The organism is Mucilaginibacter sp. (assembly GCF_965225845.1).
In the GTDB taxonomy this organism is placed as follows: domain Bacteria; phylum Bacteroidota; class Bacteroidia; order Sphingobacteriales; family Sphingobacteriaceae; genus Mucilaginibacter.
This window is the reverse complement of sequence record NZ_CBDDBL010000001.1, coordinates 381,118-407,317: the sequence shown is the minus strand read 5'-3', so window position 1 is coordinate 407,317 and position 26,200 is coordinate 381,118. Positions and strand designations below refer to the sequence as shown.

Here is a 26,200-nt window from a genome sequence, read left to right as displayed (position 1 = left end):
TTTAGGGCGATACCTGTTCTTTTGGTATTACCAGGTTTTCTTCTGCATCCCAGTTTGGCCTTAAGGTAATCAGTATCGGGTCAACCCAAATATTTTCAGGGTAGCGTTTTTGCTTTACATTACCGCTATCCCACTTTCCGTTCTTATTATCATCATAAACCACCTTAAAGGAATATTTTCCGGTAACAAAGTTTTTATATATTATTGATCCGTTTTTTGATATTGAATTGGTTTGTATAATATGTGCAGGATCTACATATATCTCTACTAAATAAGATTTGCTCGTATCCGGAACCGTAACTTTCATTGTAAGTGTGCTGTAATTCGCTATCTTATCTACAGAGAAAGGTTTAATAAATTTCTTACTCTTATCACCGGTCAGGTAAGTAAGCGCACCTTCATCCATCGATAAAATATACCTGGAATCTTCCTTCCATTTATATTTAATGATTACCCTTTTTAAATTAGCTGTATCCTTACTTATGTCCACATTGCTTACAGCTACCGAATCTTCATATAGCGTAATTTGTGAAGGATCCACAGAAGCTATGGGATATGATGATATGGCAATTAAATTATTAAACGGGTTTAATTTACCGAGGGTACTAATATTTAACCGGGTTGAAAAAGTTTTTTCAAACGATTCTTTTCTACCCTTTGGTATTGAAACGCTATCTAATGGTTTTCCTTTGTCAAAAAACGCAACTCTTATCGAATCAAAATCCATATTTTTCATGTAGATGTTCGCCGTGTCTTTTGTCGGTGAAAATTCCACAATTTTTTGATCATCGAAACCGGGAGGATAAATAACCTTTACGGATGGATCAATTAGACGTTTATTAAAAATAAAGATCATTTTACCATCATTATCAAACTTTCGGCTTACGAATCTAAATTTGGTTGGTTCCTCTTTAAAAAGATTTAACTGTATGCCTGATGTATCACCATATAAATGTATGGGCTGCTTTTTAAAAGCGATCAGCTCGTCGTCTTTATTAAATATTTTGTCCGGTGCTTTTTCTTCCAGGGCATAAATAGTGTAATCGCCGTCATGTAAATTGTTGAGAGAGAAATTTCCGGCAGTATCTGTTGATGTATATATTGATGGTTTCTTTTTACCAAAATATATTGAATCCTTTTCGATTGGGAAAAGCATTACAGTTACATCTTTTTCCTTTTTTTGAGTGATCGTATTAATTACAGTTCCTGATACGCTCAGTGAGTCGATATGCGGGCCGGTTGAAAAAACGTAAGTGAAGTTTTTTAAAACGTTGCCCTCGTTTACATCCGCAATAGCTTTACCAAAATTTATAACGTAAGTTGTGTTTTTTTCTAAAGTATCTTTTAAAGAGATCACCAAACTTTTTCCTTTAATTTTGTATTCCGGTTGTTTGTCCGGAGTGGGACTCATCGTTATTTCGGTATATTGATTTGTCAGTTTATAATATTCATCAAAATCCAACTGAATAATTTTGGAGTTAAAATTCCGGGTATCGTTCGGTGGCGTCGCTTTTAACAAACGGGGAGGGGTAACATCTTTTGGTCCTCCCATTGGCCTCTGAATATTTGCACAACCTAAAACGGCAAAAAGGAGTATTAAAAGCACTAAATTTTGGTAGAAAAAAAGCGATTTTTTATTTAACATGGTTTTTACGAGCTATAAACGATTTTTGCTTTTTGATGAAGATTGTTATTCAAAATTAAAAATAATAGATTTTAGCTAAAATCTATATAAATATTTGATAATCAATTAATTATATATCTATTTTGACATATGAACCATTATTACCGATATATCTGATGGAGATACGCCTGAGATTCTTGATGCCTGGCCCAAAGTACGCGGTTTAATTTTCATTAGTTTTTCCCGAGCCTCTTTTGAAAGTGAAGAAAGACTATTATAATTAAATTCGGTATTGATCTCGCGGTCTTCCATTTTTTTCATGCGCTCAACAATATCTAATTCCTTTTCAAAATAACTCTCATATTTAATTTTTATTTCAGCCTGCTCAATTGTTTCTTTATCGTAGCCTGATAATAATCCATCCAGAGCATTATCAGCTTTCCTCAAATCTGTAATATTAACCTGGGGCCTGCTTAATAAGGCGAATAATTTAGCGCCTTGCGATATTGGAGAAGTTTCCAATGTTTCTAAAAGTGAATTTACTTGTTCAGGATTTAATGAATGAGATTTAGTAAAGGCCACTATATTGTCTGAGTTTTTGATCTTGGCATTTACCTTTTCTAAACGGGAATCACTAATCAAACCCAAGTCATGGCCAATTGGACTTAGTCGTATATCCGCATTATCCTGTCTAAGTAATAACCGATGCTCTGCTCTTGAGGTGAACATGCGGTAAGGCTCTTCAGTTCCTTTGGTTACCAGGTCGTCGATTAATACCCCAATATATGATTCTGATCTTTTTAAGATCAATTCATGTTTATCATGTATTTTTTGATGGGCATTAATACCAGCAATAAAACCCTGTGACGCCGCTTCTTCATAACCTGTTGTGCCATTAATTTGGCCGGCAAAATAAAGGTTGCTAATTTGCTTTGTTTCTAACGTTAGACCAAGTTGAGTAGGCGGGAAGAAATCATACTCTATCGCGTAGCCAGGGCGGAACATTTTTACTTGTTCAAAACCAGGAATTTGTATTAGTGCTTTATATTGGATGTCTTCGGGTAGGGAGGTAGAAAATCCGTTTACATAGATCTCGCAAGTATTCCATCCTTCGGGCTCAACAAATATCTGGTGGCGGTCGCGCTCTGCAAAGCGATTTATTTTATCTTCAATTGAAGGACAGTATCTTGGTCCAAGTCCTTTAATCCTGCCGGTGAACATAGGCGATTTTTCAAATCCCTCTTTTAATGTTTCGTGAACTTTTGTATTAGTATAGGTGATCCAACAACAACGCTGATCATTTGATAACTCAACATCGGTATAAGAAAAGCGACCACGTTCTTCATCACCCCATTGCTCTTCCATCAAAGCGTAATTTAAGCTCCGGCCATCCACACGGGGGGGCGTACCCGTTTTCATTCTGCCTGATTCAAAACCTAACGCTATTAATTGCTCCGTGATTCCTGTTGCAGCACGTTCAGCTGCTCGGCCTCCGCCAAAGCGTTTTTCGCCAATGTGAATGATGCCATTTAAAAATGTACCATTGGTTAGTACAACTGCATCGGCTTCTATTTCTACACCAATGGATGTGCGGACTCCGCAAACCGTATCGTTTTTTACAATCAGCGAGCTTACCATGTCCTGCCAAAAGTCAACTTTTGGTGTTCTTTCCAAAGCTAAGCGCCATTCTTCAGCAAATCTTGCACGGTCGCTTTGAGCGCGAGGGCTCCACATCGCCGGGCCTTTAGACTTATTAAGCATGCGAAATTGAAGGGATGTTTTATCAGTTATTATACCAGAATAACCACCCATTGCATCAATCTCTCTCACAATTTGTCCTTTTGCTACGCCACCCATAGCAGGGTTGCAACTCATCTGTGCTATAGTTCCCATATTCATGGTGACCAATAAAACCGATGAGCCAAGATTCGCAGCAGCGGCAGCGGCTTCACAGCCAGCATGGCCCGCGCCTACGACTATTACATTATATTTTTTAAACATGGCTTATACCATTAAATTATTCAACGTTCCACGTGAAACGTATCGGTTTTTATTGTTCATTTCCGGGTGTTCCACGTGAAACCTTGATTAGCGACGCCAAAGCAAACAGCGCCCATATTGTTTCAAGTACAACAAACGGATAAAATTTTATTAGATAAGATGAGTAACCACAAGTAGCTGCGCCTATAAAATTCATCAAAGTATAGGGGATGCTATTTGCGGGTAGCCTTTTGTATAAGTTTAACAGGAATGCGATCAATAAAATCACAACGCCTGTTGTTGCTATTATATCCGAATCCTTCATGATTACATCTCTTTTAATTCAGTTAATTCCAACCAGCGAAGGCTTTTTTCATCAAGGGTTATGCTTAAGGTGGCAGATTTGTCTATTAATTCATTCAATACATGAGACTCGAGGCCAACCGCGTTTAGCTTGTCGTTGCAGCTTTTAATTTCTTTTTCAAGGGCTGCAATCTCTGTTTCCAGTGTCTCCAGCTCCTTTGTTTCCTTAAAGCTTAGCTTACTTTTTTTAGGTTGAGTTGAAGTGTTTGTCGCGACAGGAGCCGGGTTTAGTCTTTGCTTACGTGCTTCTTCCTGTTCAATTCTGTAGGAAGAGTAGTTGCCGTTATATATAACCACATGACCTTTTTCCTCCACAATAAATAATTGATCAGTTAATTTATCCAACAAATACCTATCGTGAGAAACCATCATTAATACCCCGCCATAGTTGGTTAAAAATTCTTCGAGCACATTTAGGGTGTCAATATCTAAATCATTGGTGGGCTCATCCAGGATCAGGAAGTTAGGGTTCTTCATCAGGATGCTCATTAACTGAAGTCGCTTTTTCTCCCCGCCGCTTAAATTGGCAATAAACCCATATTGTTTTGCAGGTGGAAATAAGAATAATGTAAGCAGGGCAGAGGCAGAGATCATTTTGCCATCGGCCATAGTGATAAATTCAGCAACATCTTTTACTACATCAATAACTCGTTGATCATCCTTAAATACAATTCCTGCCTGGTGAAAATAACCTAATACGGTTGTCTCGCCACGCTCTATGATGCCCGAATCCGGTTGCAGGCTATCTGTGATCATGTTTAGCAGGGTAGATTTTCCGCTTCCGTTTTTACCGGCAAGGCCTATACGATCACCTTTTTTAAACACATAACTAAAATCGTCAGTATAAGTAATGCCATTAAAAGCTTTGCTTATATGATGCAGTTCCATGATCTTATTGCCTTGTCGGGCTGTTTTAACGCTTAGTTCTACTTTTTCTTTAGCGCCACCACCTTTGGTTTTCTCTTCCAAATCATAAAAAGCGTCAATCCTCGCCTTTGATTTAGTTCCGCGAGCTTGCGGCTGACGACGCATCCATTCCAGTTCTTTCTTTAAAAGATTTGAATTCTTTTGAAATTGTTGCTCATCAACAGCTTCACGCTCGGCTTTCTTTTCCAGGTAATAGCCATAATTACCTACATAGGGTATCATCTTTCCGCGGTCAATCTCAATAATCTCGTTACAAACGTTATCCAGGAAATACCTGTCGTGCGTAACCATGAGAATTGTTTTTGCGCCATCGGTCAGTAACTTTTCCAGCCATTCGATAGTATCAATATCCAGGTGATTGGTTGGCTCATCTAATACATAGATATCCGGATCTTCAATTAACAATCTTGCTAATGCAAGCCGCTTTTTCTGTCCGCCCGATAAAGTATTAATATGTTGGTTTAAATGATGGATATCCAGTCTGCCCAAAATAGTCTTGATCTTATATTCATATTCCCAGGCATCAACGTCTCCTAATTCTTCCATTGCTTTATCAATCGCTTTGGCATTATTAGGGTGGTTTTCTAAAAGCTCTTCGTATTTACGGATAGCCTGCTGTTGCACATTATCCGCATGAAAGATATAATCGCTTATAGTAACGGCATTCTTAAAATGGGGATCTTGCTCCAGGTAGCCTAAACGAAGGTCGCGGCTGCGCACAACTTTACCTTCGGTAGGCGAAAATTCGCCAGCCAGTAATTTTAAAAGCGTTGATTTCCCGGCGCCATTTATGCCAACCAAGGCTACACGGCGACCGCGGTTTATGCCTATGGTTACATTTTTAAATAACCATTTATCATGAAAAGAATGGCCAAGATTTTCGGCAGATATATAAGTGCTCACGCTATTTGTTTTATTTGATCGGAGGCGTGTATGAAAATACCCTCGTCACTATTAATTGATTGTTTGTACATGGCCATAGCCACGGTTTTTGCAGGTATGCTCCTGTACTTTTTAAGGCTGCCAATAAGCAGGGGATTGATGAGATACATTAATCCATTCACAAATTTCTCCATTGGCCTGTGATCTTTTCTGTCGCCTGATAATATTGATGGGCGATAGATGTGGAGAGTCGCCAAATGCAGCTGTTGTAAATTATATTCTGTTTGACCTTTAAACTTAGTATAGTAAGCAGAAGAATTTTTATCAGCACCAATAGACGAAACATAATGATATTGTTTAACGCCATTTTTATCAGCTAATTGTCCTAACGTAACCGGGTAATCGTGCTCTATTTTAAAGTAATCAGTTAGATCAGGTGTTTTGTTTTTGGTGGTACCGATGCAACAAAATAAGGCATGTCCATTAATGTCTCCGGTATAATCATCAAGCTTATCAAAATCAACCAAAATCTCGGTTAACTTTGGGTGTGTGATCCCGGTTTTCTTTCTGACTAAAACAGTAATTTCAGCATAGGAAGGCTCATTTAGCAGGATAGTTAATAAACTACTGCCAATAAGTCCGCTTGCGCCCGCTATTATTGCTTTATATTCCATTATACCTTAAGAATTTGCAAAAATACGCATAATTAATTTGTGGAATAAAAATTGAATGTTTAAACACATAAATTTAGATAAATGTTTATGAAAAGTATTATTCAGCAGAAGACCGCGGAAAGAATGACATCGGCTGGTTAAAAGCTAATTTCTCCTTCAGTTTTGGGCCCTATTATAACCCGGAGAAAATTCACTTCGGTGCGCTTAGGGTAAATGATGATATTATTAAAGGAAATACTGGCTTTGGTACGCATCCTCATGATAATATGGAAATCATTACCATTCCGATTAAAGGTGCTTTGGAACATAAAGACAGCATGGGGAGTGTAGGTGTTATACATGCAGGAGAGGTTCAGATCATGTCGGCAGGGACAGGCGTTACTCACTCAGAGTACAATCACTCTAAAACAGAGGATGCGAATACTTTGCGGATATGGTTGTTCCCAAAGGAAAGGAACATTAAACCAAGGTATGATCAGAAGAACTTTAATGAGGTTTTGAAACCGAATCAATTAGCAACTTTGATATCGCCGGATAAAGATGCGGATACGTTGTGGATAAACCATGATGCTGTATTTCAATGGGTGATTTTGAGCCGGGACATACCATAAATTATGATGTAAGAATATCCGGCAACGGCTTATACATTTTTGTAATTGAAGGCGCTGTCAAAATAGACGGGCACACATTAAACAAAAGAGATGCTTTAGGTGTTTATGATTTAAGTTCACTTACAATTGAAACCAAAGCGCAGTCCCGATTGCTTTTGATGGAAGTACCGATGATGTAAACAGGCTTTAGCCTCGGCGATATTTATTTGAACTTACTTAAACAAATAGTTAATTATTTGTTTTACAACCAATTAGTAAACATGTTTTATGGCAGAGCAGGAATTAGAACTAACCGGCTGGAAAAAATGGTTTGCCGAAATAGGCGACCAGTGTTTATTTTTCACCGGATTTATAAGAAATATATTTAGAGGTGGCTTCGAATGGTCGGAATTTGTGCGCCAGTGTTACGAGATCGGTTACCGGTCGATGATGCTGGTGGGTATAACTTCTTTCATTATGGGAGCCGTTTTAATTTTACAGCTAAGGCCCAACCTTGCATCTTTTGGCCAGGAGGGTATGCTGCCTAAAACACTGGCGGTTTCATTAATAAGAGAAATAGGCCCTGTAATTACTGCCTTAATATGTGCCGGAAAAATAGCATCAGGTATAGGGGCAGAGCTTGGTAGTATGAAAGTTACCGAGCAAATTGATGCCATGGAGGTATCGGGCGCTAACCCGGTGCAATATTTAGTGGTAACAAGGATACTGGCGGTAACAATTATGGTTCCTTTGCTAACATTAATAGGCGATGTGATCGGGCTAATTGGTGGTTTTATCGCGCTTAATATTACTGACAGTGTGAGCTGGGCGCTATATTTTAACAAGGTAGTAGCTTCGATAGATTATTCCGACTTTTTACCGGCGTTTGTTAAAACTATATTCTTTGGATTCGCGATAGGGTTTGTAGGATGTTATAAAGGCTTTAAATCAAACAAGGGTACCGAAAGTGTAGGTATAGCGGCAAACTCGGCTGTGGTAACAGCCTCGCTTTGGATTTTTGTAATAGATGCCTTCGCCGTTCAGTTAACCAGTATTTTATTCTACAGATAATGGAAAAGGTTGAGGAACGTAAACAGGTGCCTGAAAAATCAAAAGAAGAGATAGTTATCAATATCAAGCACCTTAAAAAATCCTTTGGAAAAAAAGAGGTCCTTAAAGATATAGACCTTGAAGTGCATAAAGGCGAAAACGTAGTGATTTTAGGTAAATCAGGCCAGGGAAAATCGGTGACGATACAATGCCTTGTTGGGTTGCTTACGCCTGATTCGGGATCAATAAAGGTTTTTGGTGCCGAGGTTACCGATATGAAAGAGGATGAGTTAAAACAACTCCGAATGAAGATTGGCTTTTTGTTTCAAAGCGGAGCGCTATTTGACTCGATGACCGTCCGCGAGAATCTGGAGTTTCCACTTACGCGGATCTTAAAAATGAAAGACCAGCATGAGATTGATGAGCGAATTAGCGAGGTGTTGGAGGGCGTAGGGCTTCCCGATGCTATAGATAAACTACCGTCAGATCTTTCGGGCGGGATGCGCAAACGCATCGGGCTGGCAAGAACATTGATTATAAAGCCTGAAATAATGCTTTATGACGAGCCTACAACAGGCTTAGATCCCATTACATCGCGGGAGATAAGCGAGCTGATCCTGAATATGCAAAAGAAATACAAAACCACATCAATCATCATTACGCATGACATGGAATGCGCCCGCATAACATCGGACAGGATAATGATCATGAACGATGGCATATATGTAGATGAGGGGACATTTCAATCGCTTCACGAATCAACCAACGAATTAGCAAAAGAATTTTTTAAAGATATATCATGAAAACAACGGCATCACAAAAAATAAAAATAGGCCTTTTCACCTTTTTGGGGGTGTTGGTACTTGCGCTTATGGTCTTTTTTATAGGGAATAAAAGAAACTTGTTTAGTTCAACATTTAACCTTTATGGCACATTTAAAAATGTTAACGGGCTTAACGTTGGCAACAATGTTCGTTTTGCAGGTATAAACGAGGGCGTGGTAGAGGCAATTACCATTTTAAACGATACAACAGTTCGTGTTGATCTTACTATGAATGACGATGTTAAAAAGTTCATTAAAACAGATGCAAAAATAAGTATAGGTAGTGATGGATTGGTGGGAGACAAGCTGATCATTATTTCTCCGGGAGGCGTAACCAGCACTCAAACTGTAAAAAATGGTGATAAATTAGAAACAGTGGCCCCTTTTGATGCCGACAAATTAATAGCCAAATTAACCGGCATAGCAGATAATGCCGGCACACTAATCCAAAATTTAGCTTCAATTACCGGCAAAGTCAATAGTGGTAAGGGTAGCCTTGGGCGGTTGTTAAATAATGATAGAATGGCAAATGATTTAGATGCTACTGTTAAACAAGCTCAAACCACAATGGCCAATGTTCATAAAACAACGTCGACGCTTAATGAGGACTTAACCGCAGCGCAACATAACTTTTTGCTTAAAGGCTTTTTTAATAAAAAGAAGAAAGCAGAAAGAGCCAAACGGGATTCAATTAAAAAAGCACAGCAGGCAGCCGGGCAACAATAACAGGCATAAAAAGAGCCGCAAATAATTTGCGGCTCTTTTTTATGTAAATAAATTATAAATATTTAGTCAGTTCCGGAGACATTGGGGTTACCGGTGAACGGAAACGGTGAATCAATTTACCATTCTCATCAATCAGGAATTTTTCAAAATTCCATTTGATTTCGCCTGTAAAATCAGGGTTTGGTGCTTCTGTTAAATATTTAAATATCGGTGCGATATCATCACCCTTAACACTTACCTTTTCGCTAAGCGGGAAGGTAACGCCAAAACGTTTCTGACAAAAGGTTTTAATCTCTGAATTTGTACCAGGATCCTGTTGCGCGAAATTATTTGCGGGGAAACCAATGACAACAACTTTGTCTTTATAGGTATCAGCCAATTTTTGTAATTCAGCATACTGTGGGGTGTAGCCACATTTTGAAGCTGTATTAACGATCAGGATCTTTTTGCCTCTATATTGAGCCAAATCAAAATTCTGGCCGTCGATATCTTTAAGTTTAAACTTGTAAAGCTCGCTGCTTGAGGTAACGAACATTAATGCGAATATTAATGTTAATGTTTTCATAATAATAATAAAGGGTTAAGAGATTCAACAGCAGTAAAATTAGCTAATAAAAGCGCGCTTGCTTAAGTAGAAATCTTCTTTTTGTGTCATTTTTTGCTTGTCGGCAGGCAACTTGTCTTTGTAGCCTAACAAATGTAACGCGCCATGGATAATTACCCGGTGAAGCTCATCTGTTTCAGATACATGAAACTTTAAGGCATTTTCGCGAATGCGCTCTATAGAGATGAAAATATCGCTGATGATCTTACTTTCTTCTTCGGAATTGTCAAAGGTTACAATATCGGTATAGGTATCGTGATCCAGGTATTGCTGGTTGATCTGCAATAAATAAGCGTCGGAACAAAAAATATAATTAAGCTCCTTAAGTTTAAAACCCTCGGCAATAATGGTATCCGTGATCCACTGTCGCACAAGGGTTTTATTTTTTAGTTTGAAGTTAATGTCTTCTTCAAAGAAACTAATTGCAGGCATTATAGTTTAAAATGCAGTTCAACTTCGTTACCTGATGTATTAAATATACACTGATCAGCAAGGTGTTTCATAATAAATACACCACGGCCTGTCTCTAATTCCAAATTTTCAGGTGCTGTTGGGTCAGCCAGGTGAACATAATCGAACCCATCACCCTCATCGGTTACAGTCCAAATGATTCTTTTAGTGTCAACCTCGGCATTAACAATAACTTTTTTATCGGGAGAAAATTTATTACCGTGCTTAATCGCATTAATTAATGCTTCGTTAAGGCAAGTCATCATATTGGCAAAGGTATCCTCGCCTACATTATAGGCATCAGATAAATTTTCTATCAATAACTCCAACTGCGTTATACTTTCCTCTTTTGAAGGCAGCTGTAACGTGTAAAGTTTTGTTTCCTGAACATTTGCCTCTTCCATACTATTTGGCATTGATTTGATCAAAGTAAATATCAATTTTTTGTTTGTAATATAAATTAAGCGCCGGTGTTTCAGTTTTGATCTGCTCTGTTTGTTTTGCCTTCACTTGCTGATAGTCCTGTAACGCTTTTATATATCCGGGAGGCATGTCCTTGCCAGTGTTACTTTCCCTTTTCTGATCCTGGTCTCGTTGTTGCTCAGCTTTTTCTGCTTCTAACAATCGTGACTGGATCTGCTCCTGCCGCTTTAACGCCTCGTCGGTAATATGCTTGTTTACGAGATCGCGCTCGTTTTGTTCCATTTGTTGCGAAATTTTATCAAGGTTGCCCAAATTATTGGTACCATCTTTATTATCCTCCGCGTTTATCTGCTGTAATGTTTCACGTATCAATTGCTGTTCTCGGGCCATGCGGGCTAATTGCTCACTCATCGGGTTTTGCTCGCTTTGTTTTTGCCCGTTCCCATCTTGCTTGCCCTGTTTCTGCATTTGGTCACGGGCCTTTTGCATATTTTGGTTTAGCTGCTCCTGCATTTTGGCCAACTCGCTTAACGATTGTTGTTTGGATTTGCCATTGCCTGAACCATTTTTTGATTTTTGTAATTGATCAAGCGCATCAATCAACATTAGTGCCAAATTATTCATTGCCGTCATGGCGTATTGCTGATTACTGGTTGCTTGTGGTGTTTGCCTGTCGCCAAGGTTTTGCAAGGCTTCATCAATATGATCATTTATACCACTGATTTCTTTGTTAACAGTCGACTGTATTTGTGGGATGCGTTTACTTAAAGCATAGAGGGTATCTTCCGCTGTTTTTAAGTTATCTTTTATATCTTTTTGCTTTTGCGCCAGCGCGATATAGTTAGGGTCAGTCGTATTGGTTGTTTTTAAAGTCTGCATTACTTTTTCTTCATCAAAAGAGCTGTTAACCAGGTTTTTAAGCAAAGCGCGTAATTGTTGGGTATCAATACTAGTTTGATTATCTTCCCCCTCTTGGTTTTGCTGCTTCATTTTGTTGGCCATTTGCTGCATTTGCTGCGCGGCCTGCTGTTGTGATTGAGAAGCTTTTGAGCTGTTGTTATTTTGCAACTCATCGCTGCTTTGCTGCATTTGCTGATCTATGTTTTTTTCTTCCTTCTCCGGATTTTCAAAATCCATCTTACGGTCATTCTGGTCGTTCTCTTTATTAAGTTCGTCCAATGATTTTTTTACTTCTTTAAAATCATCGCTCAACTTTTTTTGTTGCTTCTGTGCTGATTTTGGGTCGATTGCCGAAGTTTTTGTCTGATCCGACAGCTTTTGCTGTTGTTTTGCCAACTGATCCAGCTGCTTTACATTTTGATCCAGTTTTTGATCGAACGCCAGTTTTTTGTACAGATCCAACATTCGATCTAACTCTTTTTTGAGCGATTTGTTGTCTGATTGCATCTTTGACAAATCCTGGCGGGTTGCATCTTTCTGGTCTTGCTGTAACAATTGCTGCAGATTTTGAAGTAATTGCTGTGTTTTCGGATCGAGTACACTATTGAACAGTTTCTCCATTTCCTTTTGCTTTTCGGTTATGGATGGATCCTGCTGCAGGTTTTCCTGGCGGTTAAATTCGTTTTTATGGTTCTCGTCCTGTATTTGTTTTACCAAATCGTCCAAATCCTTTTTCTTTTGCATCAGGTCCTCAATCTGCTTTTTTTCATCAAAAGATAGTTCAGCTTTATTAAGCAGCAGCTCATCCAGTTTTTGCGATTCTTTTTCAACCTGCCCTGCCAGCTTAATTGCCGATTGCATTTTTTGCTTTACAACCTCGGTGCCGGTGTTTAGTTGCTTGTTGAGTTCTATAGCATCCGGGACATTTAAGGTGTGCTCCTGGGAGCGTACTTTTTTATAACCATTTATCGCATCATTATCGGCAACCTCAAAATAGTAGGTTACCTGGTCGCCGGGTTTTATGGCTAATTCTTTTAAATTCCAGTAGTAAAAAAAGTCCGATTGTGTTTGGTTCAAATCGGCTTTAACCTGTTTAGAAAAAACATGCGCCTGCTTATCATTCCCTATTTTATAAAAAAATTGTAATGAAGAAAAGCCATGATCATCCTGGATCTTGCCATTAAAATAGATGGCCTTCATGCTCACCGAATCCGGCTTTTCAGCCACGCTAATCAATGGAGGCTCATCGGCAATCACATTGATGCGATAGCTAGCTGAATCCGTGTTTTTTACTAATATGTTTTGCGGTTTTATTTTGTAGGCAGAAGTTTTAACAACTCTTGTGCTATGCTCAAAAAGATCTGGTGTTATTGGCTTAAGCAAATCGCTTTTATCACCCAGAGAAAAATATAAGCCATTAGCGTTTTGTGTATGAAAAGACCATTTTACGACAGTCCCAGCCGGGATGGTCAAATCGCCTGCGTTATCAATGGTTTCATTCTTTTTATGCAGATAGGCCGGATAGCTCAAGCTCACATCAAAATGCAATAATGACGGACGTAGGTTTACTTTGATCTCGTAAGGTGCCGAGCTAAAGCCATTTGCTGTTAACCTGAATGAGGTGTTTTGTTGCAGGTTGCTGAGTAAATAATTAAACTTACTGATGTTTTCTTTAGTTAATTTAAACGTATTGCCGCCGGTTTCTAAATAAACATCTGCCGGTAACTTGTCACCGGTTAATTTTACATCGAGTTTAAAGTCCTGGCCCTGTATAGTTGATAATGTTTGATTTTGAAGCACAAATTGAAATGGCGCAACAGGCGCAAAATATTCATTATGCTTGATCAGTCTTTTGGTGCTTTCCGTAAGTACCGATGGTGCTGCTAATGCAATTACACAAATAAGGGCAACCGGTGTAATTATCCATTTTAGGTACTTGCTGTTTTCGCGAATGTTAATTGCTGACGGAAAGCTAACCGGTTTTAAAAGCGCAATTTTTTGATCAATACTCGCTTCAATCAACGCGCGGTGCCTTTCATCCTGTACAGCCTGTTTTTTTAACTGGAGCGTATTCAGCAATTTATCATTAACGCTGCTGAAATGTTTGCCGATGATCTCGGCTGCTTCATCATGCGTTAACGTTTTACTAAGCTTTAACCAGGCTAACAGCGATGGGATGATCAACCAAACAATTAATCCTATGTTGAGTAAGATGAAAGCGTAAAACAGGATCGTTCTGAACGCAGTATTGAAATTGCCGAAATATTCACAGAGGGCAATGACGACATACGCTGAAAATAAGCCCGCACCTAAAAATATCAATCCCCGCAAAAGATTGTTTAAATAATATTTGCGGATAAAGACATTGATCTTGCTGATTAAAAGCTCGTAATTTTCAGAAGCATTCATTTGGCAGCGTTATTCCAGTGAAACATATACGGAAATACTCCGTGTGTGTTATAAGGACGTTCAAGATAGAGAAATATTGGCGTTAGCTAAAAACATTTTAAAATTATATAACATTAAGATGATAAGTGCTTATTGTAAAATAATCCAAACATGTATACCTTTATAAGGTAAACTTATTAGTTTAAATTACTAAAATGATCAATAAAGAAATTCAGTTTGTTTCGGACCTGCGCACTGTAGTTACCCGGCTGGTAAAAAAGCTGCGAAACCAGGTTGTTACAGGGCAGCAGTTATCGCTTACAGAGCGCTCTACGCTAGCGCTGCTATTAAACAGTGGCAAGAGCTGGTTACCGAGTGAACTTGCTTCGGCAGAAAAGATCACTAATCAATCCATGTCGCAAATACTAAACAAGTTTTTAGCGATAGGTTATATTACGCGTACCGCATCAGAAACAGATAAGCGAAAAGTACTGATAGCTATTACCGAAGCAGGTATAGAGATGGTTTCACAGGCAAGAAATGAAAGAGACGAGTGGTTAGGTAAAGCGATTTTACACAGTTGTTCTGCCGAAGAAAAAGAGATATTAAAAAAAGCTATTGGGCCATTGACCAAACTGGTGGACTTTGAATAATTATTTTGGGGTTTAAGAGAAAAGGATTAGATGAATATCAGCACATTCAGAGCATTTAAAAGCAGGAATTATAGGTTATATTTTAGCGGTCAATCGGTATCTTTAATTGGTACCTGGATGCAAAAAACCGCGGTAAGCTGGGTTATTTATACCCTTACACATTCTACATTAATGTTAGGAGTTACGCTTTTTGCTAGTCAGTTCCCATCATTTTTATTGTCACTTTACGGCGGCGTCGTTTCCGATAGGTACAACCGTTACAAGGTGTTGCTTACAACGCAGGTACTATCACTAATACAAGCGGTTTTGTTGGCAGTGCTAATATTGCTTAAACATTATGAAGTTTGGGAAATACTGGCACTGAGTGTTTTTTTAGGTGTGATCAATGCTTTTGATGTGCCGGCAAGGCAATCATTGGTTTATGAAATGATAGATGATAAGGATGACTTGCCAAATGCCCTGGCTTTGAATTCATCTATGGTGAACCTGTCCCGGTTGATAGGCCCCGGTATTGCCGGAATTATACTGGAAAAGGTTGGCGATGGCGCTTGTTTTTTATTAAACGCGCTAAGCTTTGTTGCCGTTATTACCTCATTACTCATGATGAGGTTGCCTAAATACATAAGTAAACCGCATACAAAAAACGCTTTTGGTGAATTAAAAGAAGGTTATGCTTACATAAAGCGGACGCCCGAAATTATGTTTGTTATTATTATGCTGATGTTTATCAGTTTGTTTGTATTGCCTTACAGTACTTTGATCCCATTTTATGCACGTGATGTATTTCATGGTACGGCATCAACCTTTGGGATAATTGATAGCTTTATTGGTTTAGGCGCTTTTTCAGGAGCGATCTTTTTAGCTTCTATTAAACCGGGGCATAACCTGAAAAAGATCCTTGCCATAAATACTTTAGTTTTTGGTGCCGGGTTGGTGCTGTTCTCGCACGAAAATCATTACGTGCTTGCATTGGCATTCTCGGCGCTCGCCGGTTTTGGTATGATGTCGCAGATCACCATAAGTAACACCATTTTGCAAACAACAGCCGAAGCCAGCATGCGCGGGCGTGTGATCAGTTTTTATGCGATGGCATTTTTTGGGATGCAACCTTTAGGCGGATTGGTTATTGGATGGGTTTCCAAATGGATCGGCACAAAAGATACCATGTTGGGCGAAGGCCTTGTTGCGTTGATAATTGGTGTGATACATATTGTATTTTTACGAAAGGCCAAACAAAAAGCGAAACAACCCCCAATAATTGAACCTGTAGGTGTTGATGCCGCGCACGCGACCGCATAATTATAGATTAATACATTGGCGGCAGTACGTAGCTGTAAAAATGCTGTTAGTAATGATGCTAAAATGTACTAACTATAATTATATTGCATGCCAATTATAGCCTATAATTAATTAGCCGAAAATTAACCCATCATGCAAAACATTAAAACCAATAAACTTTTTGTTGCGAGCTGTTTATCCCTATTGGTAACGTCACTGTCTTTTGGCATTCGTGCCGGAATAATGGGGCAGTTAGGCACCGACTTTAATTTAAATGCCTCCGAATTATCAACTATAACAGCCACTGCATTTTGGGGGTTTCCGTTGGCGGTTGTGATCGGTGGATTTATTGTAGACCTTATTGGTATGAAAAGGTTGCTGGTTATGGCCTTTGTATTTCATCTGCTGGGTATTGTACTAACTATTTTTGCGCAGGGCTATTGGACGTTGTTTTTCTCAACTTTACTCATCGGCATAGCTAATGGAACTGTTGAGGCTTCTTGTAATCCATTGGTTACAGCATTATATCCCGAAAATAAAACAACGCGCTTAAATTATTTTCATTTGTGGTTTCCGGGAGGTATAGTGATAGGTTCTTTGTTAGTTTTGTTATTCACCCATCTCGGTTTAAACTGGCAAATACAGGTTGGTGTAATGATCGTCCCGACATTGATTTACGGCTATTTATTTTCTAAACTCGATTTCCCGGTTACAGAGCGTGTTGCTGCCGGCTTTACTACAGCGGATATGTATAAAGGTGTTCTAAACCCGCTTTACATTTTTATGTTTGTTTGTATGTGCGGCACGGCTATTACGGAATTATTTACCAACCAATGGACAGGGGTTTTATTTAAGGCCGTTACCAATAATGCTATTTTGATATTGACTTTTGTAGCTACCATACAAGTAATTTGCAGGGCATTTGCGGGACCAATAGTTCATCGCCTGGCGCCACAGGGTGTTTTATTGATCTCCACTATCCTATCGGCATTAGGGATTTTTCTTTTAGTTACACTACAGGGAAATGCCATCTTTTTCGCGGCAACGGTGTTCGGACTTGGTGTGGCGTTCTTTTGGCCTTGTATGATTGGTTTTGTGGCCGAAAATATTCCGCAATCAGGTGCATTGGGTATAAACCTATTGGGCGGCGGTGGTATGCTGGCTGTATCGTTCTACACCATTTTTATGGGTGGATTTTATGATAACCATACCGTAAAACATTTAGCTGCCGGGGCAAGTTTAACCGATTACCAAAAAGCGGCGGCGGATACGCCAATGGCAAATGAATTAGCTCGCGCGCAAAGCCTTGCCGGGTTTGACGTTTTGCATACTACACTGCTTATTCCAATAGTGCTGATAGTTGCATTTGGAGGGCTTGTATTTTATATGAATACACAGCGTAAAAAAGCTGCAGTGGCTAATTAATTGTAATAATATTGCGATAACTGGCAAAAATACCCGTTTAAACAGGTAATGGTATAATTTACAGAAAACAAGATCGTTATACAAGCGTTGTTGGGATATTGTTATAGGAAAATTTGTTTCTTAAAAAAGATATCTATAATTTCACATACTACTTGTGTAACATGAATAAATCTACGAAAAAGATTGTCATATTTGATGACGATGAGGACATTCTTTCAATATGTGTTTACATTTTAGAAGAACAGGATTGGGAAGTACATACCTTTACTAATTGCAACAATATTATTGAACGTATTAATGATATAAAACCCGATGTTATTTTAATGGATAACTGGATACCGGATGAGGGTGGAATTATTGCTACTCAAACATTAAAAAAAGACGCCGAACTACAAAATATACCTGTGATTTACTTTTCTGCAAATAGCGATATTCAAATACTTGCTGAACATGCCGGAGCTGATGGCTATCTGGCAAAACCATTTGATCTTGAAGAACTTGACAGGGTAATTGGTACAGTATTAGTTAAATAGAATTTATTTATTCAAAAATAAAAAGAGGCTCAACAATTAGTTGAGCCTCTTTTGTTATGTAGCTTTTACAGTATTAAAAACCTGGGCCGCCACCCGGTCCGCCACCGCCCCCGGGCCCGCCACCACCAGGCCCGCCACCACCAGGGCCTCCGCCATTATTTCTTCTGAAATTACGCATTGATGGGTCTTGCGTTGGTGCTTTGCCGGCAAACTTTTGAAGGCGTATTGTAAGCGTTGCCAAGTAATAACGGGCCAGTCTGTTTACGTGAGTTTCTGTATTTGAACTTGCTGTTGAAACGTCAGTAAAGCCAGTATTTTGATTAAATAAGTCAAACGCTGATAAGCGTATGGTTGCGCGGTTTTGCTTTAAAAACCTGCGCTCAACATATACGTTTAAAATATTAGGGTTGGTAGCATCTACAGATGTTGCGTAGCCATAATTTATTGTTTTGGTATAATCATAGCTGAAGGTCCAGTCGCCAAAATAGTTTTTACCAACAAGTTCCAAGGTCCAGGTACGAATGTTTGATGTTCCCTCAGTAAGTGCATTATTTACTGAGTTGTCTGTACGATTGATAGCATAATTGGTTAAAAACTGGGCATCAATTACATCAGTAATGTCAGTTCTAAATTTCATTCCCGGTGTAAACTGTAAGTTTTTGGAAATGTTTTTTTGCATATCCTGTTTATAAGTGGTTGAATCTACGCTGGTTAAATAACCAATGTTATTAGCATAAGTAATGTTACCAATTAATGATAACGTATATTTTCTATTATCCCACGGTTTTGCGTAAACAATGCCGGCCGATGCGGTATAATAGCCGTTAGTGTTTAAATATTGTGTTAAAATAGTGTTTTGCAAACTAGGGTCAAGCGTATATACTTTTGGATAGGTAATGGTATTGGTTACCACATCATTTTGTATGGATGAGAAACTAAAATTAGTAAATAACACATTTCCCGTTTCAAAACTGAATGCATTATATCTAATAGAAAGATTGTTGGTAAATTCCGGTTTTAAATTAGGGTTACCTTGTACAGGATATAAAGCGTTTGAAAAGTCAGTAACAGGCTGTAGTTGCTGGAATGTTGGCTGGCTGCTTGAGCCGTTATAATTTATACTTAAGTTATGGCTACGCGAAAAATTGTAAACATAACGAGCCGTTGGAACGATATCAAATGTACTTACGTGGGTATGATATCCTGTTATTGGATCATTTCCATCTAAAACAGCGGGCTGCACTCCAATACCTAAAGTATAGTTATATTTTTTCTCAACAACGCGGTAATTAACACTAAAAAGATTGGTTGTAAATGTATAATTGTACTGGTTGCTTAAAGCAGAGTCACGGTGAAACTGATCATAATAGGTTAAAGAGTCTGTTTCCTTATTATTGTCAGTAATGGAATAATTATAAGTATAATTAAATTGCAAATACGATACGCTGCCTACTGGTAAAAGGTAAGAGAACGTTGCCCCATAGCTATTTGTGCGGCTATTGGTATTAATTACTTGGTTTATAGGTGCAGTTGGTGTTCCCGCAGTATAGTTATAAACCGGGTTTTGATATTGATAACTTGGCGCAGATGAAAAAGTTAGATTAACACTTAAATTGTGGCGATGGGCAAATTTGTGATTGTATAACGCAGTTAATCCATATGTAGGTGCTGAAGAAAAGGCATAAGTACTATCCGTATAAGCAGAATATATTGATCCATTTCTGCGGGCAACGTTACTTTCATTATCATAAGTATTTACGCTGGCATAAGAAAAGGTTGGAGTAACTTTTAAATAATTAATGGTATCCGGCGTATACTCCATATTCCATGTAACACGGTGATTAATATTTCTGTCGCTTTCAGTGCTTGTTTGGTTATTGGTTGTAGGAGAGCCAACAGAATTGTTGGTCTGCTGAATAATATTATTAGTTACAACAGTATTATCCGCAACGGAATAGCTTCCGTAAACGGCAAGGTGTTTTCCCCATTGATCGCGAAAGTTAAAACCTAACGAGTGGGCATCACTAATACCATTTTGCGGCGTTATTAAACTGCTGTTGCCGCCACCCCCTCGTGCTGCATTACCACGGCCGCCCCCGCTAAAACCCCCGCCCCCGCCGCCACCAGAGGTTGAGCCAAACGAAAATGTGTTGACGTTTGTGTTATTGATACTTCCCAGTATTGCCGTTTGCTGGTCGCCGTTAAAAGTAAATCCATTAATTGTACCAAGGTATCGATTCGCATCAGGTATACCCTGGCTTGCGGGTAACAGATCCGCGCCGTCGCCGCCTGTTGCTTGAAGTGTATAACCATAGTTCTTATCCTTACGGATAGTTATATTCATGATTTTGTTTGGCTCACCAGTTTTTACCCCATCTAAATTGGCCTGATCGCCATAATCATCAATCATTTGAATATTCTCCACTACGTCTGCAGGCAGGTTTTTAGTAACGCTTTGCACATCACCGCCCATAAAGTCCTTTCCGTTTATACGAACTTTGGTAACCTGTTTGCCTTGTGTGGTAATATTTCCATTTACGTCAACATCTACTCCGGGAAGCTTTTTAATCACATCCTCAACAGCAGCATTGTCGCGTACTTTATAATCGCTGGCCCTGTATTCAGTTGTATCTTCTTTAAAAGTTACCGATTGGGTTGCCACAATATTAACGGTAGCCAATGTATTGGATTCAGCTTTTAATATAATTGGCGCCAATACTACAGGTGTGGTTCCGGCATCAAAAGAATAGTGCCTTTTTATAGCCTGAAATCCTATAGACGAAATGCTTAAAGTGAATTTGGTGCCTGTAACGGATGGAAAATTAAATTTTCCGTTGGGATCGGCGGCGGTTAATGAGCTATCTCCTTTATCGGATATCACCTTAACCAAAGCACCGGGAATAGAAAGTTTAGTGGAATCTAAAATTGTTCCGCTTACCGCCCGGCCATTTTGAGCGAATACGCATTGTGCGGAAAGTAAGATTACAGAGAGTGCGAGTAAAAACTGTTTCATAAGTTTAATTAAGTATTATTCAATGGTATTACTACAATTTTAAACTACAAAGGTTGTATTTTAAACTTATAATTGGTTAATAATCATAGTATTGTTACAGGCAAAACAAAAAAGGGCCGGATATTATCCGGCCCTTAAATAAATTCATTACTGACTATTAGTTACTTAAACCAAGGTATGATGTTACGCTGCTTAAGCTGTTAACGTTAATTCCGGGGTGTGTTAACTCAAGATTAGTGAGCGAAGTTCCTGGTATTACAACCACTCTGAACTGCGCGCTGTTGTTTGTAATATTTTGATTAGCTTCAAGTATTACATATCCGACACCATAAGAGTCAAATGATATTGAAAGGCCGGAATTGTTGGTGAAAGGCAGAGAAGAGTAAGCAGCACCACCCATTGGCCTGTAATATACTAACACTACACCCTCGTCAACAATTGCTTGTGTTATACCCGGAATCGAATATGGGGCAGACACAGTAGAAATATTTTGATTGGAAAGTACATAGCTTGCGGCTCCTGCACCGGTAGCACCTGTTGCTCCAACAGCACCCGTTGCGCCTGTTGCGCCAGCAGCGCCTGTTGCACCTGTCGCTCCCGCTGCGCCATTTGATCCGTTGCTGCCGTTAGCGCCGGCAGCACCTGTTGCGCCGGTAGCTCCATTTGTCCCAGCAGCACCTGTTGCGCCGGTAGCTCCAGCGGCACCATTTGATCCGTTGCTGCCATTAGCCCCATTAGCACCTGTTGCGCCGGTAGCACCCGCAGCGCCATTTGATCCATTAGATCCGTTTGCACCTGTTGCGCCGGTAGCACCTGTTGTTCCATTAGTGCCGTTTGCACCAGTAGCACCTGTTGCGCCCGTTGCGCCGGTAGCACCTGTTGTTCCAGCGCCGGTAGCACCTGTAGCACCAGTAGCGCCCGTTGCTCCTGTACTACCAGTCGCACCGGTATTCCCGGTAAATCCAGTATCAGCGCCGGTCGCACCTGTAGCGCCAGTAGCTCCTGTGTCTCCCTGTGGTCCGGGAGTTTTGTCTTTACGGCATGCACCCACGGTGAATGCAATTACACATAAAATTGATAAAGTAAGTCTTAGTTTTTTCATAGCTCTAATTATGGCTTAATAGCGTGTTTTACGACGCGCGCTTATAATTAGTTACAATTTTTTAATATTGATTAAATTTAAATCAAAGTTTTCAACAACTTGCTTCACAATTGTTTGTAATTGGCTTGCCAATAGATTAAAACTATTCTGTATAAATTTCGTTTATGTAAATAAAAAATTAACCTATGAATAATGTACAAGCAAATTTGCACGCACGTGTGCATAACTGGGCTGATAGCATTGGCTTTAGGTTAAATGCATCGCAAACCAATAAAAAAAGTAAAATTATTACTAACCATTACTTTTTTGAGACATTTAATTTTTTTGAAAAGGCGCGAGAAAATGATCTCAATCATTCAAAATTTTTATGTTTTGATATGTATGGCGAAAAAGTAAATGTGAATTCATTATTAGATTTACAGGCAGCTTTCTTTGAAAATATAAGTCAGCTTAAGTAAATCTTACAAAGGGACTATATTAAATACGTCGCTTTAAGTTCAGCACACTTCATAGTATCTGCCATGGCAGAATATTTGTACTAATATTCCAATCCTGTCTTTTGATTTAAAAAGAGTATCAATTTGATCAAGATCCATTTGTGAAACAGGTCTATTACCGATAGCTTTAGAGGTTACAACGATTTAGAAAAAACTTTTGAGCATACCAAAGTAAAACATGTTGACGGAAACTACATTACAGAGGGTGATAAACACACTAATTCAATAGAGGGTTTTTGGAGCCAGTTGAAAAGAGTATTGTAGTCACGTTTCATCAGGTTAGCCCAAAACATTTACACCGCTATTGCCATGAGTTTGGCTACAAATACAATACCCGTAAAACTACTGATGTTATCCGTTTTGAGGACAGCATCAAAAATGTTAACGGCAAACGTTTAACTTATGCTAACTTAATTTCTTAACTTTATATTATGGCAAAGAAAAGAAACAGGCAGAACAAAAGACACGCCCTGAAAAGTACGAGAAAAGCGATCTCGCTATTAACGGCACGTTTGACGATGCTATGAAAGTGTTTTTTATTAAACCCGATAAAAAGGATAAGAAAATGAGGCCTATAAATGAGGCTTTTTTTTATATTCGTTCTTACTTACACCAAAGCGATGAAAAACTTAATTATTGTAACCTTTTTATTCATCTCTACTTATGTTTTATTTGAAAGTAAACAACAAAAAGCAGAACATACTGTCAAAGATTACATTCATTTAAATAATCCAAAAGCGAACTTAGATAGCATTAGGTTTACCGCATTAGATACTATTAAAAATGTAATAGCTGTTTTAAAAATGAAAATGATTCATGACAATCAGAATCGCCCTGTTTTTATCGGTTTGTTGTATTATCAATTAAATAAAGATTTAACAAAAATTGAAGCCGTTTACACTAATTAAGATAGTTTTATCCCAACTGGTATCTAGTTACCTAAAAAAAATTAAATACCAATCAAATGATAATAACCAGGAATTTGCAGGCTATAAATGGTTAAATGCTTATTCCGGCTTTTGTAAGTTTCCTTTAATATCCGGATTTTGCGGAGGCAGCTTCGTAACCACCATCTCAATTTCGGTTTGTTTCACAGCTACGGCATATTCAGCCGGCTCTATCTTGCTGCCGATTGCTTCGGCATAAACCTGGGTAAACTCGGCTCCGATATATAATATGGCCGATGTATAATAAATCCATGTTAATATTACAATAATTGAGCCCGCAGCGCCGTATGCAGAACTGTTTGCAAAATATTGGATGTATAAACCAATAAGATATTGGCCAAGCATAAAAAGTATTGCCGTGAATATTGAACCTGAGCGCACATCTTTCCAGCTTATCTTTACATCTGGTAACACCTTAAAAACTATAGTAAACAGCACGGTTATCACTACAAATGTGATGGCGAGATTAATTACAAAAATAATAACGGTAACTCCGGGAAAGAAATATTGTATTTTATCGCTAAGCGCAGAAACCAAAATGTTAACCACTAACGACACCAGTAATAGAAAACCAAGACTCGCTATCAACGAAAAAGATAGAAACCTGTTTTGTATTAACTTTAACCAACCTCTTTTAGGTTTAGCCTTAACCCGCCATATAATATTTAGCGAATCCTGTATTTCTACAAACATGCTGCTTGCGCCAATTAGTAATATAATTCCACCTGAAATTAATGCTGCGACACTTTTAGCATGCACCGCATAATTTTTTATAATATCCTTTATTTGTGTTGATGCCTGCATACCCATGTAATGCTGTATTTGTACATAAAGTAATTCGCGGTTTTGTGCATCCCGCAAAAACAAGCCAATTAGCGCTAAAATCAATACTAATAATGGGGCAATTGAAAATATGGTATAATAAGCAAGAGATGCGCTTAATTTAAGGCCATTATCATTTATAAAGCTCATAAATGTTGCCAGGATAATTTTCCACCAGCGGTTTAAATATTCTTTTTTAAAAATCTTCATACTTATCGAATATATTTGTAATAAAGGGGTTATGTGTTTAAAATAATCCACTAACCTTAATATCGTAATGAAAAAAGTTATTTATAATACTAAGCCATTATTCTTGTTAATGTTTGTTTTTTTAGCAAGCAATTTTAATGCCTTTGCGCAAAAAACTAATGTGTGGGTTGTATGTAATGCCGAAAAGGAGAGAGGAGCAGATGCTTTATCCGACACGGGAAGAGACAGGGCTATTGCTCTTTTTAAAGCATTAAGGCATGATGATATCCAGGTTATTTATATAACGCCTAAACATTTATCGGCCCAAACAGCTGAACCTTTGGCAACACACAAAAAGATATTGCCCCGCGTATATACAGACAGTGTTCGAAAATTTGCACAGATCATCAGATTAAATTTTATTGGAAAAAATGTACTGATCATAGCAAACTATGACACGGTTGTACCGTTGGTTGCTGAGCTTGGTGGTGAATCCCCTTTTGATGCTTTAGACAAAAATGACCACGACCAGTTATTTTGCCTTACATTAAAAACATCAGGCGATGTGGATTGCATTGTGCGTTATTACGGAAAAAAGCATCATGTGAACGATATTCCGCAGCAGGATATTTTAGATAATTATTCGCAGGGCGTGCCCGGGCGTTAATTAAAGAGCAGCAAACGGAACATCCAATAATTCATAATTTTTCCAGCCGTTATAATCAAAATGCCACCATTCGGTTGGGAGTTCGGTAAAACCATGCGCTTGCATAACACTTTTTAATAAAGCGCGATTGATTATTTCCTGTTTAGGCAAATCGATATAATTTGACGCGGCTTTTTTGCTGAAACTATCAAAACCTGTAGGCATATCCAGTTCTTTACCTGTTTTAAGGTATATGATGGTTAAATCGATAGCGCAACCGCGATTGTGTTTTGATCCTTTTTCCGGATCAGCAACAAAGTCAGTATCTCGGATCAGTTCATAAAATTTCACAGTTACAGCATACGGGCGATAGGCATCGTATATTTTCAAGCCCAAACCTTGTAATTTTAAAGCAGCTTCAACTTGTTTTAACGCCAAAACCACAGGTTGCCTGGCGAAACCTCTTGCTTGCGGATACATTTGATGATGCGCGAAATTATTAGTGGTCGCATAGCGGATATCAAGCGCGATTCCGGGTATAACCTTTTTTATTTCTACAAGTTTTTTATCGGGGTCTTGTTTTACCTCGTCATAATAAGCGGCAGTATTACTTACATCGGGCCTTTTGCTATTGTCTTGATAATTAATGCCTGAAAAAAGCAGGATTAATAACAAAACATGGCGTATCATA

Annotated in this window: 27 protein-coding genes; 14 read left to right on the top strand and 13 right to left on the bottom strand. The window is 38.6% G+C overall.

What is annotated here, in order from left to right; translation table 11 throughout:
• Window position 1: 1 nt before the first annotated feature.
• From ACYZ0U_RS01885 to ACYZ0U_RS01865, 5 genes are all read right to left on the bottom strand, one after another.
• Entirely contained in the window at window positions 2-1,552 is a 1,551-nt protein-coding gene (locus tag ACYZ0U_RS01885) for an Ig-like domain-containing domain (RefSeq protein ID WP_461449230.1), read from the bottom strand.
• 210 nt (window positions 1,553-1,762) lie between these two features.
• On the bottom strand, window positions 1,763-3,625 hold the full coding sequence (gene mnmG, locus ACYZ0U_RS01880) for a tRNA uridine-5-carboxymethylaminomethyl(34) synthesis enzyme MnmG (RefSeq protein ID WP_461449228.1): 1,863 nt from the start codon (window positions 3,623-3,625) through the stop codon (window positions 1,763-1,765).
• A gap of 49 nt (window positions 3,626-3,674) precedes the next feature.
• Window positions 3,675-3,929 (bottom strand): CBU_0592 family membrane protein, encoded by a 255-nt coding sequence (locus tag ACYZ0U_RS01875; protein ID WP_461449226.1) that lies wholly within the window; start codon window positions 3,927-3,929, stop codon window positions 3,675-3,677.
• Window positions 3,930-3,931: 2 nt separating this feature from the next.
• Window positions 3,932-5,797, bottom strand: a complete 1,866-nt coding sequence (locus ACYZ0U_RS01870) for an ABC-F family ATP-binding cassette domain-containing protein (RefSeq protein WP_461449225.1) — start codon at window positions 5,795-5,797, stop codon at window positions 3,932-3,934.
• Window positions 5,794-6,450 carry an NAD(P)H-binding protein gene (locus ACYZ0U_RS01865; RefSeq protein WP_461449223.1) on the bottom strand — a complete coding sequence of 219 codons (657 nt, stop codon included), beginning with the start codon at window positions 6,448-6,450 and terminating at the stop codon, window positions 5,794-5,796. The genes ACYZ0U_RS01870 and ACYZ0U_RS01865 overlap by 4 nt, the downstream gene beginning before the upstream one ends.
• 77 nt (window positions 6,451-6,527) lie before the next feature.
• Between ACYZ0U_RS01865 and ACYZ0U_RS01860 the strand changes: the two genes are divergently transcribed.
• From ACYZ0U_RS01860 to ACYZ0U_RS01840, 5 genes are all read left to right on the top strand, one after another.
• Complete coding sequence (locus ACYZ0U_RS01860) at window positions 6,528-7,061, top strand: pirin family protein (RefSeq protein ID WP_461449992.1); 534 nt, start codon at window positions 6,528-6,530, stop codon at window positions 7,059-7,061.
• Window positions 7,031-7,240 (top strand): pirin family protein, encoded by a 210-nt coding sequence (locus ACYZ0U_RS01855; protein ID WP_461449221.1) that lies wholly within the window; start codon window positions 7,031-7,033, stop codon window positions 7,238-7,240. The genes ACYZ0U_RS01860 and ACYZ0U_RS01855 overlap by 31 nt, the downstream gene beginning before the upstream one ends.
• 88 nt (window positions 7,241-7,328) lie before the next feature.
• Complete coding sequence (locus ACYZ0U_RS01850) at window positions 7,329-8,111, top strand: MlaE family ABC transporter permease (RefSeq protein ID WP_461449219.1); 783 nt, start codon at window positions 7,329-7,331, stop codon at window positions 8,109-8,111.
• Window positions 8,111-8,893: an ABC transporter ATP-binding protein gene (locus tag ACYZ0U_RS01845; RefSeq protein WP_461449217.1), complete on the top strand. Its 783-nt coding sequence runs from the start codon at window positions 8,111-8,113 to the stop codon at window positions 8,891-8,893. Before ACYZ0U_RS01850 ends, ACYZ0U_RS01845 begins: the two co-directional genes overlap by 1 nt.
• On the top strand, window positions 8,890-9,639 hold the full coding sequence (locus tag ACYZ0U_RS01840; protein WP_461449215.1) for an MlaD family protein: 750 nt from the start codon (window positions 8,890-8,892) through the stop codon (window positions 9,637-9,639). Before ACYZ0U_RS01845 ends, ACYZ0U_RS01840 begins: the two co-directional genes overlap by 4 nt.
• A gap of 52 nt (window positions 9,640-9,691) precedes the next feature.
• Here the strand turns inward: ACYZ0U_RS01840 and ACYZ0U_RS01835 are convergent, their stop codons facing one another.
• Genes ACYZ0U_RS01835 through ACYZ0U_RS01820 form a run of 4 tightly spaced genes read right to left on the bottom strand, consistent with a single transcriptional unit; the run spans window position 9,692 to window position 14,425 of the window.
• On the bottom strand, window positions 9,692-10,204 hold the full coding sequence (locus tag ACYZ0U_RS01835) for a glutathione peroxidase (RefSeq protein ID WP_461449213.1): 513 nt from the start codon (window positions 10,202-10,204) through the stop codon (window positions 9,692-9,694).
• A gap of 39 nt (window positions 10,205-10,243) precedes the next feature.
• A complete protein-coding gene (gene ybeY / locus ACYZ0U_RS01830; RefSeq protein ID WP_461449211.1) occupies window positions 10,244-10,675 on the bottom strand; it encodes an rRNA maturation RNase YbeY in 432 nt (143 codons plus the stop codon).
• On the bottom strand, window positions 10,675-11,097 hold the full coding sequence (locus ACYZ0U_RS01825) for an ATP-binding protein (RefSeq protein ID WP_461449209.1): 423 nt from the start codon (window positions 11,095-11,097) through the stop codon (window positions 10,675-10,677). The genes ybeY and ACYZ0U_RS01825 overlap by 1 nt, the downstream gene beginning before the upstream one ends.
• Before the next feature lies 1 nt (window position 11,098).
• The gene (locus ACYZ0U_RS01820; protein ID WP_461449207.1) at window positions 11,099-14,425 is read right to left on the bottom strand and encodes a DUF4175 family protein; all 3,327 of its coding nucleotides are present in this window, start codon (window positions 14,423-14,425) and stop codon (window positions 11,099-11,101) included.
• A 194-nt stretch (window positions 14,426-14,619) separates the two neighbouring features.
• Between ACYZ0U_RS01820 and ACYZ0U_RS01815 the strand changes: the two genes are divergently transcribed.
• From ACYZ0U_RS01815 to ACYZ0U_RS01800, 4 genes are all read left to right on the top strand, one after another.
• Entirely contained in the window at window positions 14,620-15,057 is a 438-nt protein-coding gene (locus tag ACYZ0U_RS01815) for a MarR family winged helix-turn-helix transcriptional regulator (protein WP_461449205.1), read from the top strand.
• Between the two features lie 30 nt (window positions 15,058-15,087).
• Window positions 15,088-16,356 (top strand): MFS transporter, encoded by a 1,269-nt coding sequence (locus ACYZ0U_RS01810; RefSeq protein WP_461449203.1) that lies wholly within the window; start codon window positions 15,088-15,090, stop codon window positions 16,354-16,356.
• A 132-nt stretch (window positions 16,357-16,488) separates the two neighbouring features.
• Entirely contained in the window at window positions 16,489-17,760 is a 1,272-nt protein-coding gene (locus ACYZ0U_RS01805; protein ID WP_461449201.1) for an MFS transporter, read from the top strand.
• A gap of 161 nt (window positions 17,761-17,921) precedes the next feature.
• Window positions 17,922-18,293, top strand: coding sequence for a response regulator (locus ACYZ0U_RS01800; RefSeq protein ID WP_461449199.1), 372 nt, complete (start codon window positions 17,922-17,924; stop codon window positions 18,291-18,293).
• 73 nt (window positions 18,294-18,366) lie between these two features.
• Here the strand turns inward: ACYZ0U_RS01800 and ACYZ0U_RS01795 are convergent, their stop codons facing one another.
• Complete coding sequence (locus tag ACYZ0U_RS01795) at window positions 18,367-21,306, bottom strand: TonB-dependent receptor (RefSeq protein WP_461449197.1); 2,940 nt, start codon at window positions 21,304-21,306, stop codon at window positions 18,367-18,369.
• A 157-nt stretch (window positions 21,307-21,463) separates the two neighbouring features.
• The gene (locus ACYZ0U_RS01790) at window positions 21,464-22,408 is read right to left on the bottom strand and encodes a hypothetical protein (protein WP_461449195.1); all 945 of its coding nucleotides are present in this window, start codon (window positions 22,406-22,408) and stop codon (window positions 21,464-21,466) included.
• Window positions 22,409-22,593: 185 nt separating this feature from the next.
• On the opposite strand from ACYZ0U_RS01790, the gene ACYZ0U_RS01785 reads away from it, so the two are divergent.
• From ACYZ0U_RS01785 to ACYZ0U_RS01770, 4 genes are all read left to right on the top strand, one after another.
• On the top strand, window positions 22,594-22,866 hold the full coding sequence (locus tag ACYZ0U_RS01785; protein WP_461449193.1) for a hypothetical protein: 273 nt from the start codon (window positions 22,594-22,596) through the stop codon (window positions 22,864-22,866).
• A 153-nt stretch (window positions 22,867-23,019) separates the two neighbouring features.
• Window positions 23,020-23,169, top strand: coding sequence for a transposase (locus ACYZ0U_RS01780; protein ID WP_461449990.1), 150 nt, complete (start codon window positions 23,020-23,022; stop codon window positions 23,167-23,169).
• Window positions 23,142-23,327, top strand: coding sequence for a hypothetical protein (locus tag ACYZ0U_RS01775; RefSeq protein ID WP_461449191.1), 186 nt, complete (start codon window positions 23,142-23,144; stop codon window positions 23,325-23,327). The genes ACYZ0U_RS01780 and ACYZ0U_RS01775 overlap by 28 nt, the downstream gene beginning before the upstream one ends.
• Window positions 23,328-23,525: 198 nt before the next feature.
• Window positions 23,526-23,813 (top strand): hypothetical protein, encoded by a 288-nt coding sequence (locus tag ACYZ0U_RS01770; protein WP_461449189.1) that lies wholly within the window; start codon window positions 23,526-23,528, stop codon window positions 23,811-23,813.
• A 99-nt stretch (window positions 23,814-23,912) separates the two neighbouring features.
• Here ACYZ0U_RS01770 and ACYZ0U_RS01765 read toward each other — a convergent pair whose 3' ends face one another.
• Window positions 23,913-24,884: a YihY/virulence factor BrkB family protein gene (locus tag ACYZ0U_RS01765; RefSeq protein WP_461449187.1), complete on the bottom strand. Its 972-nt coding sequence runs from the start codon at window positions 24,882-24,884 to the stop codon at window positions 23,913-23,915.
• Between the two features lie 67 nt (window positions 24,885-24,951).
• Here ACYZ0U_RS01765 and ACYZ0U_RS01760 point away from each other — a divergent pair, with 67 nt between their 5' ends.
• Window positions 24,952-25,530, top strand: a complete 579-nt coding sequence (locus ACYZ0U_RS01760) for a hypothetical protein (RefSeq protein ID WP_461449185.1) — start codon at window positions 24,952-24,954, stop codon at window positions 25,528-25,530.
• Here the strand turns inward: ACYZ0U_RS01760 and ACYZ0U_RS01755 are convergent, their stop codons facing one another.
• Complete coding sequence (locus ACYZ0U_RS01755; RefSeq protein WP_461449183.1) at window positions 25,531-26,199, bottom strand: M15 family metallopeptidase; 669 nt, start codon at window positions 26,197-26,199, stop codon at window positions 25,531-25,533.
• Window position 26,200 lies beyond the last annotated feature (1 nt).

Bases quoted from the DNA above. Each gene is read 5' to 3' on its own strand.
- ACYZ0U_RS01885 (WP_461449230.1), bottom strand. From the start codon at position 1,552: ATGGGAGGACCAAAAGATGTTACCCCTCCCCGTTTGTTAAAAGCGACG.
- mnmG (WP_461449228.1), bottom strand. From the start codon at position 3,625: ATGTTTAAAAAATATAATGTAATAGTCGTAGGCGCGGGCCATGCTGGC.
- ACYZ0U_RS01875 (WP_461449226.1), bottom strand. From the start codon at position 3,929: ATGAAGGATTCGGATATAATAGCAACAACAGGCGTTGTGATTTTATTG.
- ACYZ0U_RS01865 (WP_461449223.1), bottom strand. From the start codon at position 6,450: ATGGAATATAAAGCAATAATAGCGGGCGCAAGCGGACTTATTGGCAGT.
- ACYZ0U_RS01855 (WP_461449221.1), top strand. From the start codon at position 7,031: ATGGGTGATTTTGAGCCGGGACATACCATAAATTATGATGTAAGAATA.
- ACYZ0U_RS01850 (WP_461449219.1), top strand. From the start codon at position 7,329: ATGGCAGAGCAGGAATTAGAACTAACCGGCTGGAAAAAATGGTTTGCC.
- ACYZ0U_RS01845 (WP_461449217.1), top strand. From the start codon at position 8,111: ATGGAAAAGGTTGAGGAACGTAAACAGGTGCCTGAAAAATCAAAAGAA.
- ACYZ0U_RS01840 (WP_461449215.1), top strand. From the start codon at position 8,890: ATGAAAACAACGGCATCACAAAAAATAAAAATAGGCCTTTTCACCTTT.
- ACYZ0U_RS01835 (WP_461449213.1), bottom strand. From the start codon at position 10,204: ATGAAAACATTAACATTAATATTCGCATTAATGTTCGTTACCTCAAGC.
- ybeY (WP_461449211.1), bottom strand. From the start codon at position 10,675: ATGCCTGCAATTAGTTTCTTTGAAGAAGACATTAACTTCAAACTAAAA.
- ACYZ0U_RS01825 (WP_461449209.1), bottom strand. From the start codon at position 11,097: ATGGAAGAGGCAAATGTTCAGGAAACAAAACTTTACACGTTACAGCTG.
- ACYZ0U_RS01820 (WP_461449207.1), bottom strand. From the start codon at position 14,425: ATGAATGCTTCTGAAAATTACGAGCTTTTAATCAGCAAGATCAATGTC.
- ACYZ0U_RS01815 (WP_461449205.1), top strand. From the start codon at position 14,620: ATGATCAATAAAGAAATTCAGTTTGTTTCGGACCTGCGCACTGTAGTT.
- ACYZ0U_RS01810 (WP_461449203.1), top strand. From the start codon at position 15,088: ATGAATATCAGCACATTCAGAGCATTTAAAAGCAGGAATTATAGGTTA.
- ACYZ0U_RS01805 (WP_461449201.1), top strand. From the start codon at position 16,489: ATGCAAAACATTAAAACCAATAAACTTTTTGTTGCGAGCTGTTTATCC.
- ACYZ0U_RS01800 (WP_461449199.1), top strand. From the start codon at position 17,922: ATGAATAAATCTACGAAAAAGATTGTCATATTTGATGACGATGAGGAC.
- ACYZ0U_RS01795 (WP_461449197.1), bottom strand. From the start codon at position 21,306: ATGAAACAGTTTTTACTCGCACTCTCTGTAATCTTACTTTCCGCACAA.
- ACYZ0U_RS01790 (WP_461449195.1), bottom strand. From the start codon at position 22,408: ATGAAAAAACTAAGACTTACTTTATCAATTTTATGTGTAATTGCATTC.
- ACYZ0U_RS01785 (WP_461449193.1), top strand. From the start codon at position 22,594: ATGAATAATGTACAAGCAAATTTGCACGCACGTGTGCATAACTGGGCT.
- ACYZ0U_RS01770 (WP_461449189.1), top strand. From the start codon at position 23,526: ATGAAAAACTTAATTATTGTAACCTTTTTATTCATCTCTACTTATGTT.
- ACYZ0U_RS01765 (WP_461449187.1), bottom strand. From the start codon at position 24,884: ATGAAGATTTTTAAAAAAGAATATTTAAACCGCTGGTGGAAAATTATC.
- ACYZ0U_RS01760 (WP_461449185.1), top strand. From the start codon at position 24,952: ATGAAAAAAGTTATTTATAATACTAAGCCATTATTCTTGTTAATGTTT.
- ACYZ0U_RS01755 (WP_461449183.1), bottom strand. From the start codon at position 26,199: ATGATACGCCATGTTTTGTTATTAATCCTGCTTTTTTCAGGCATTAAT.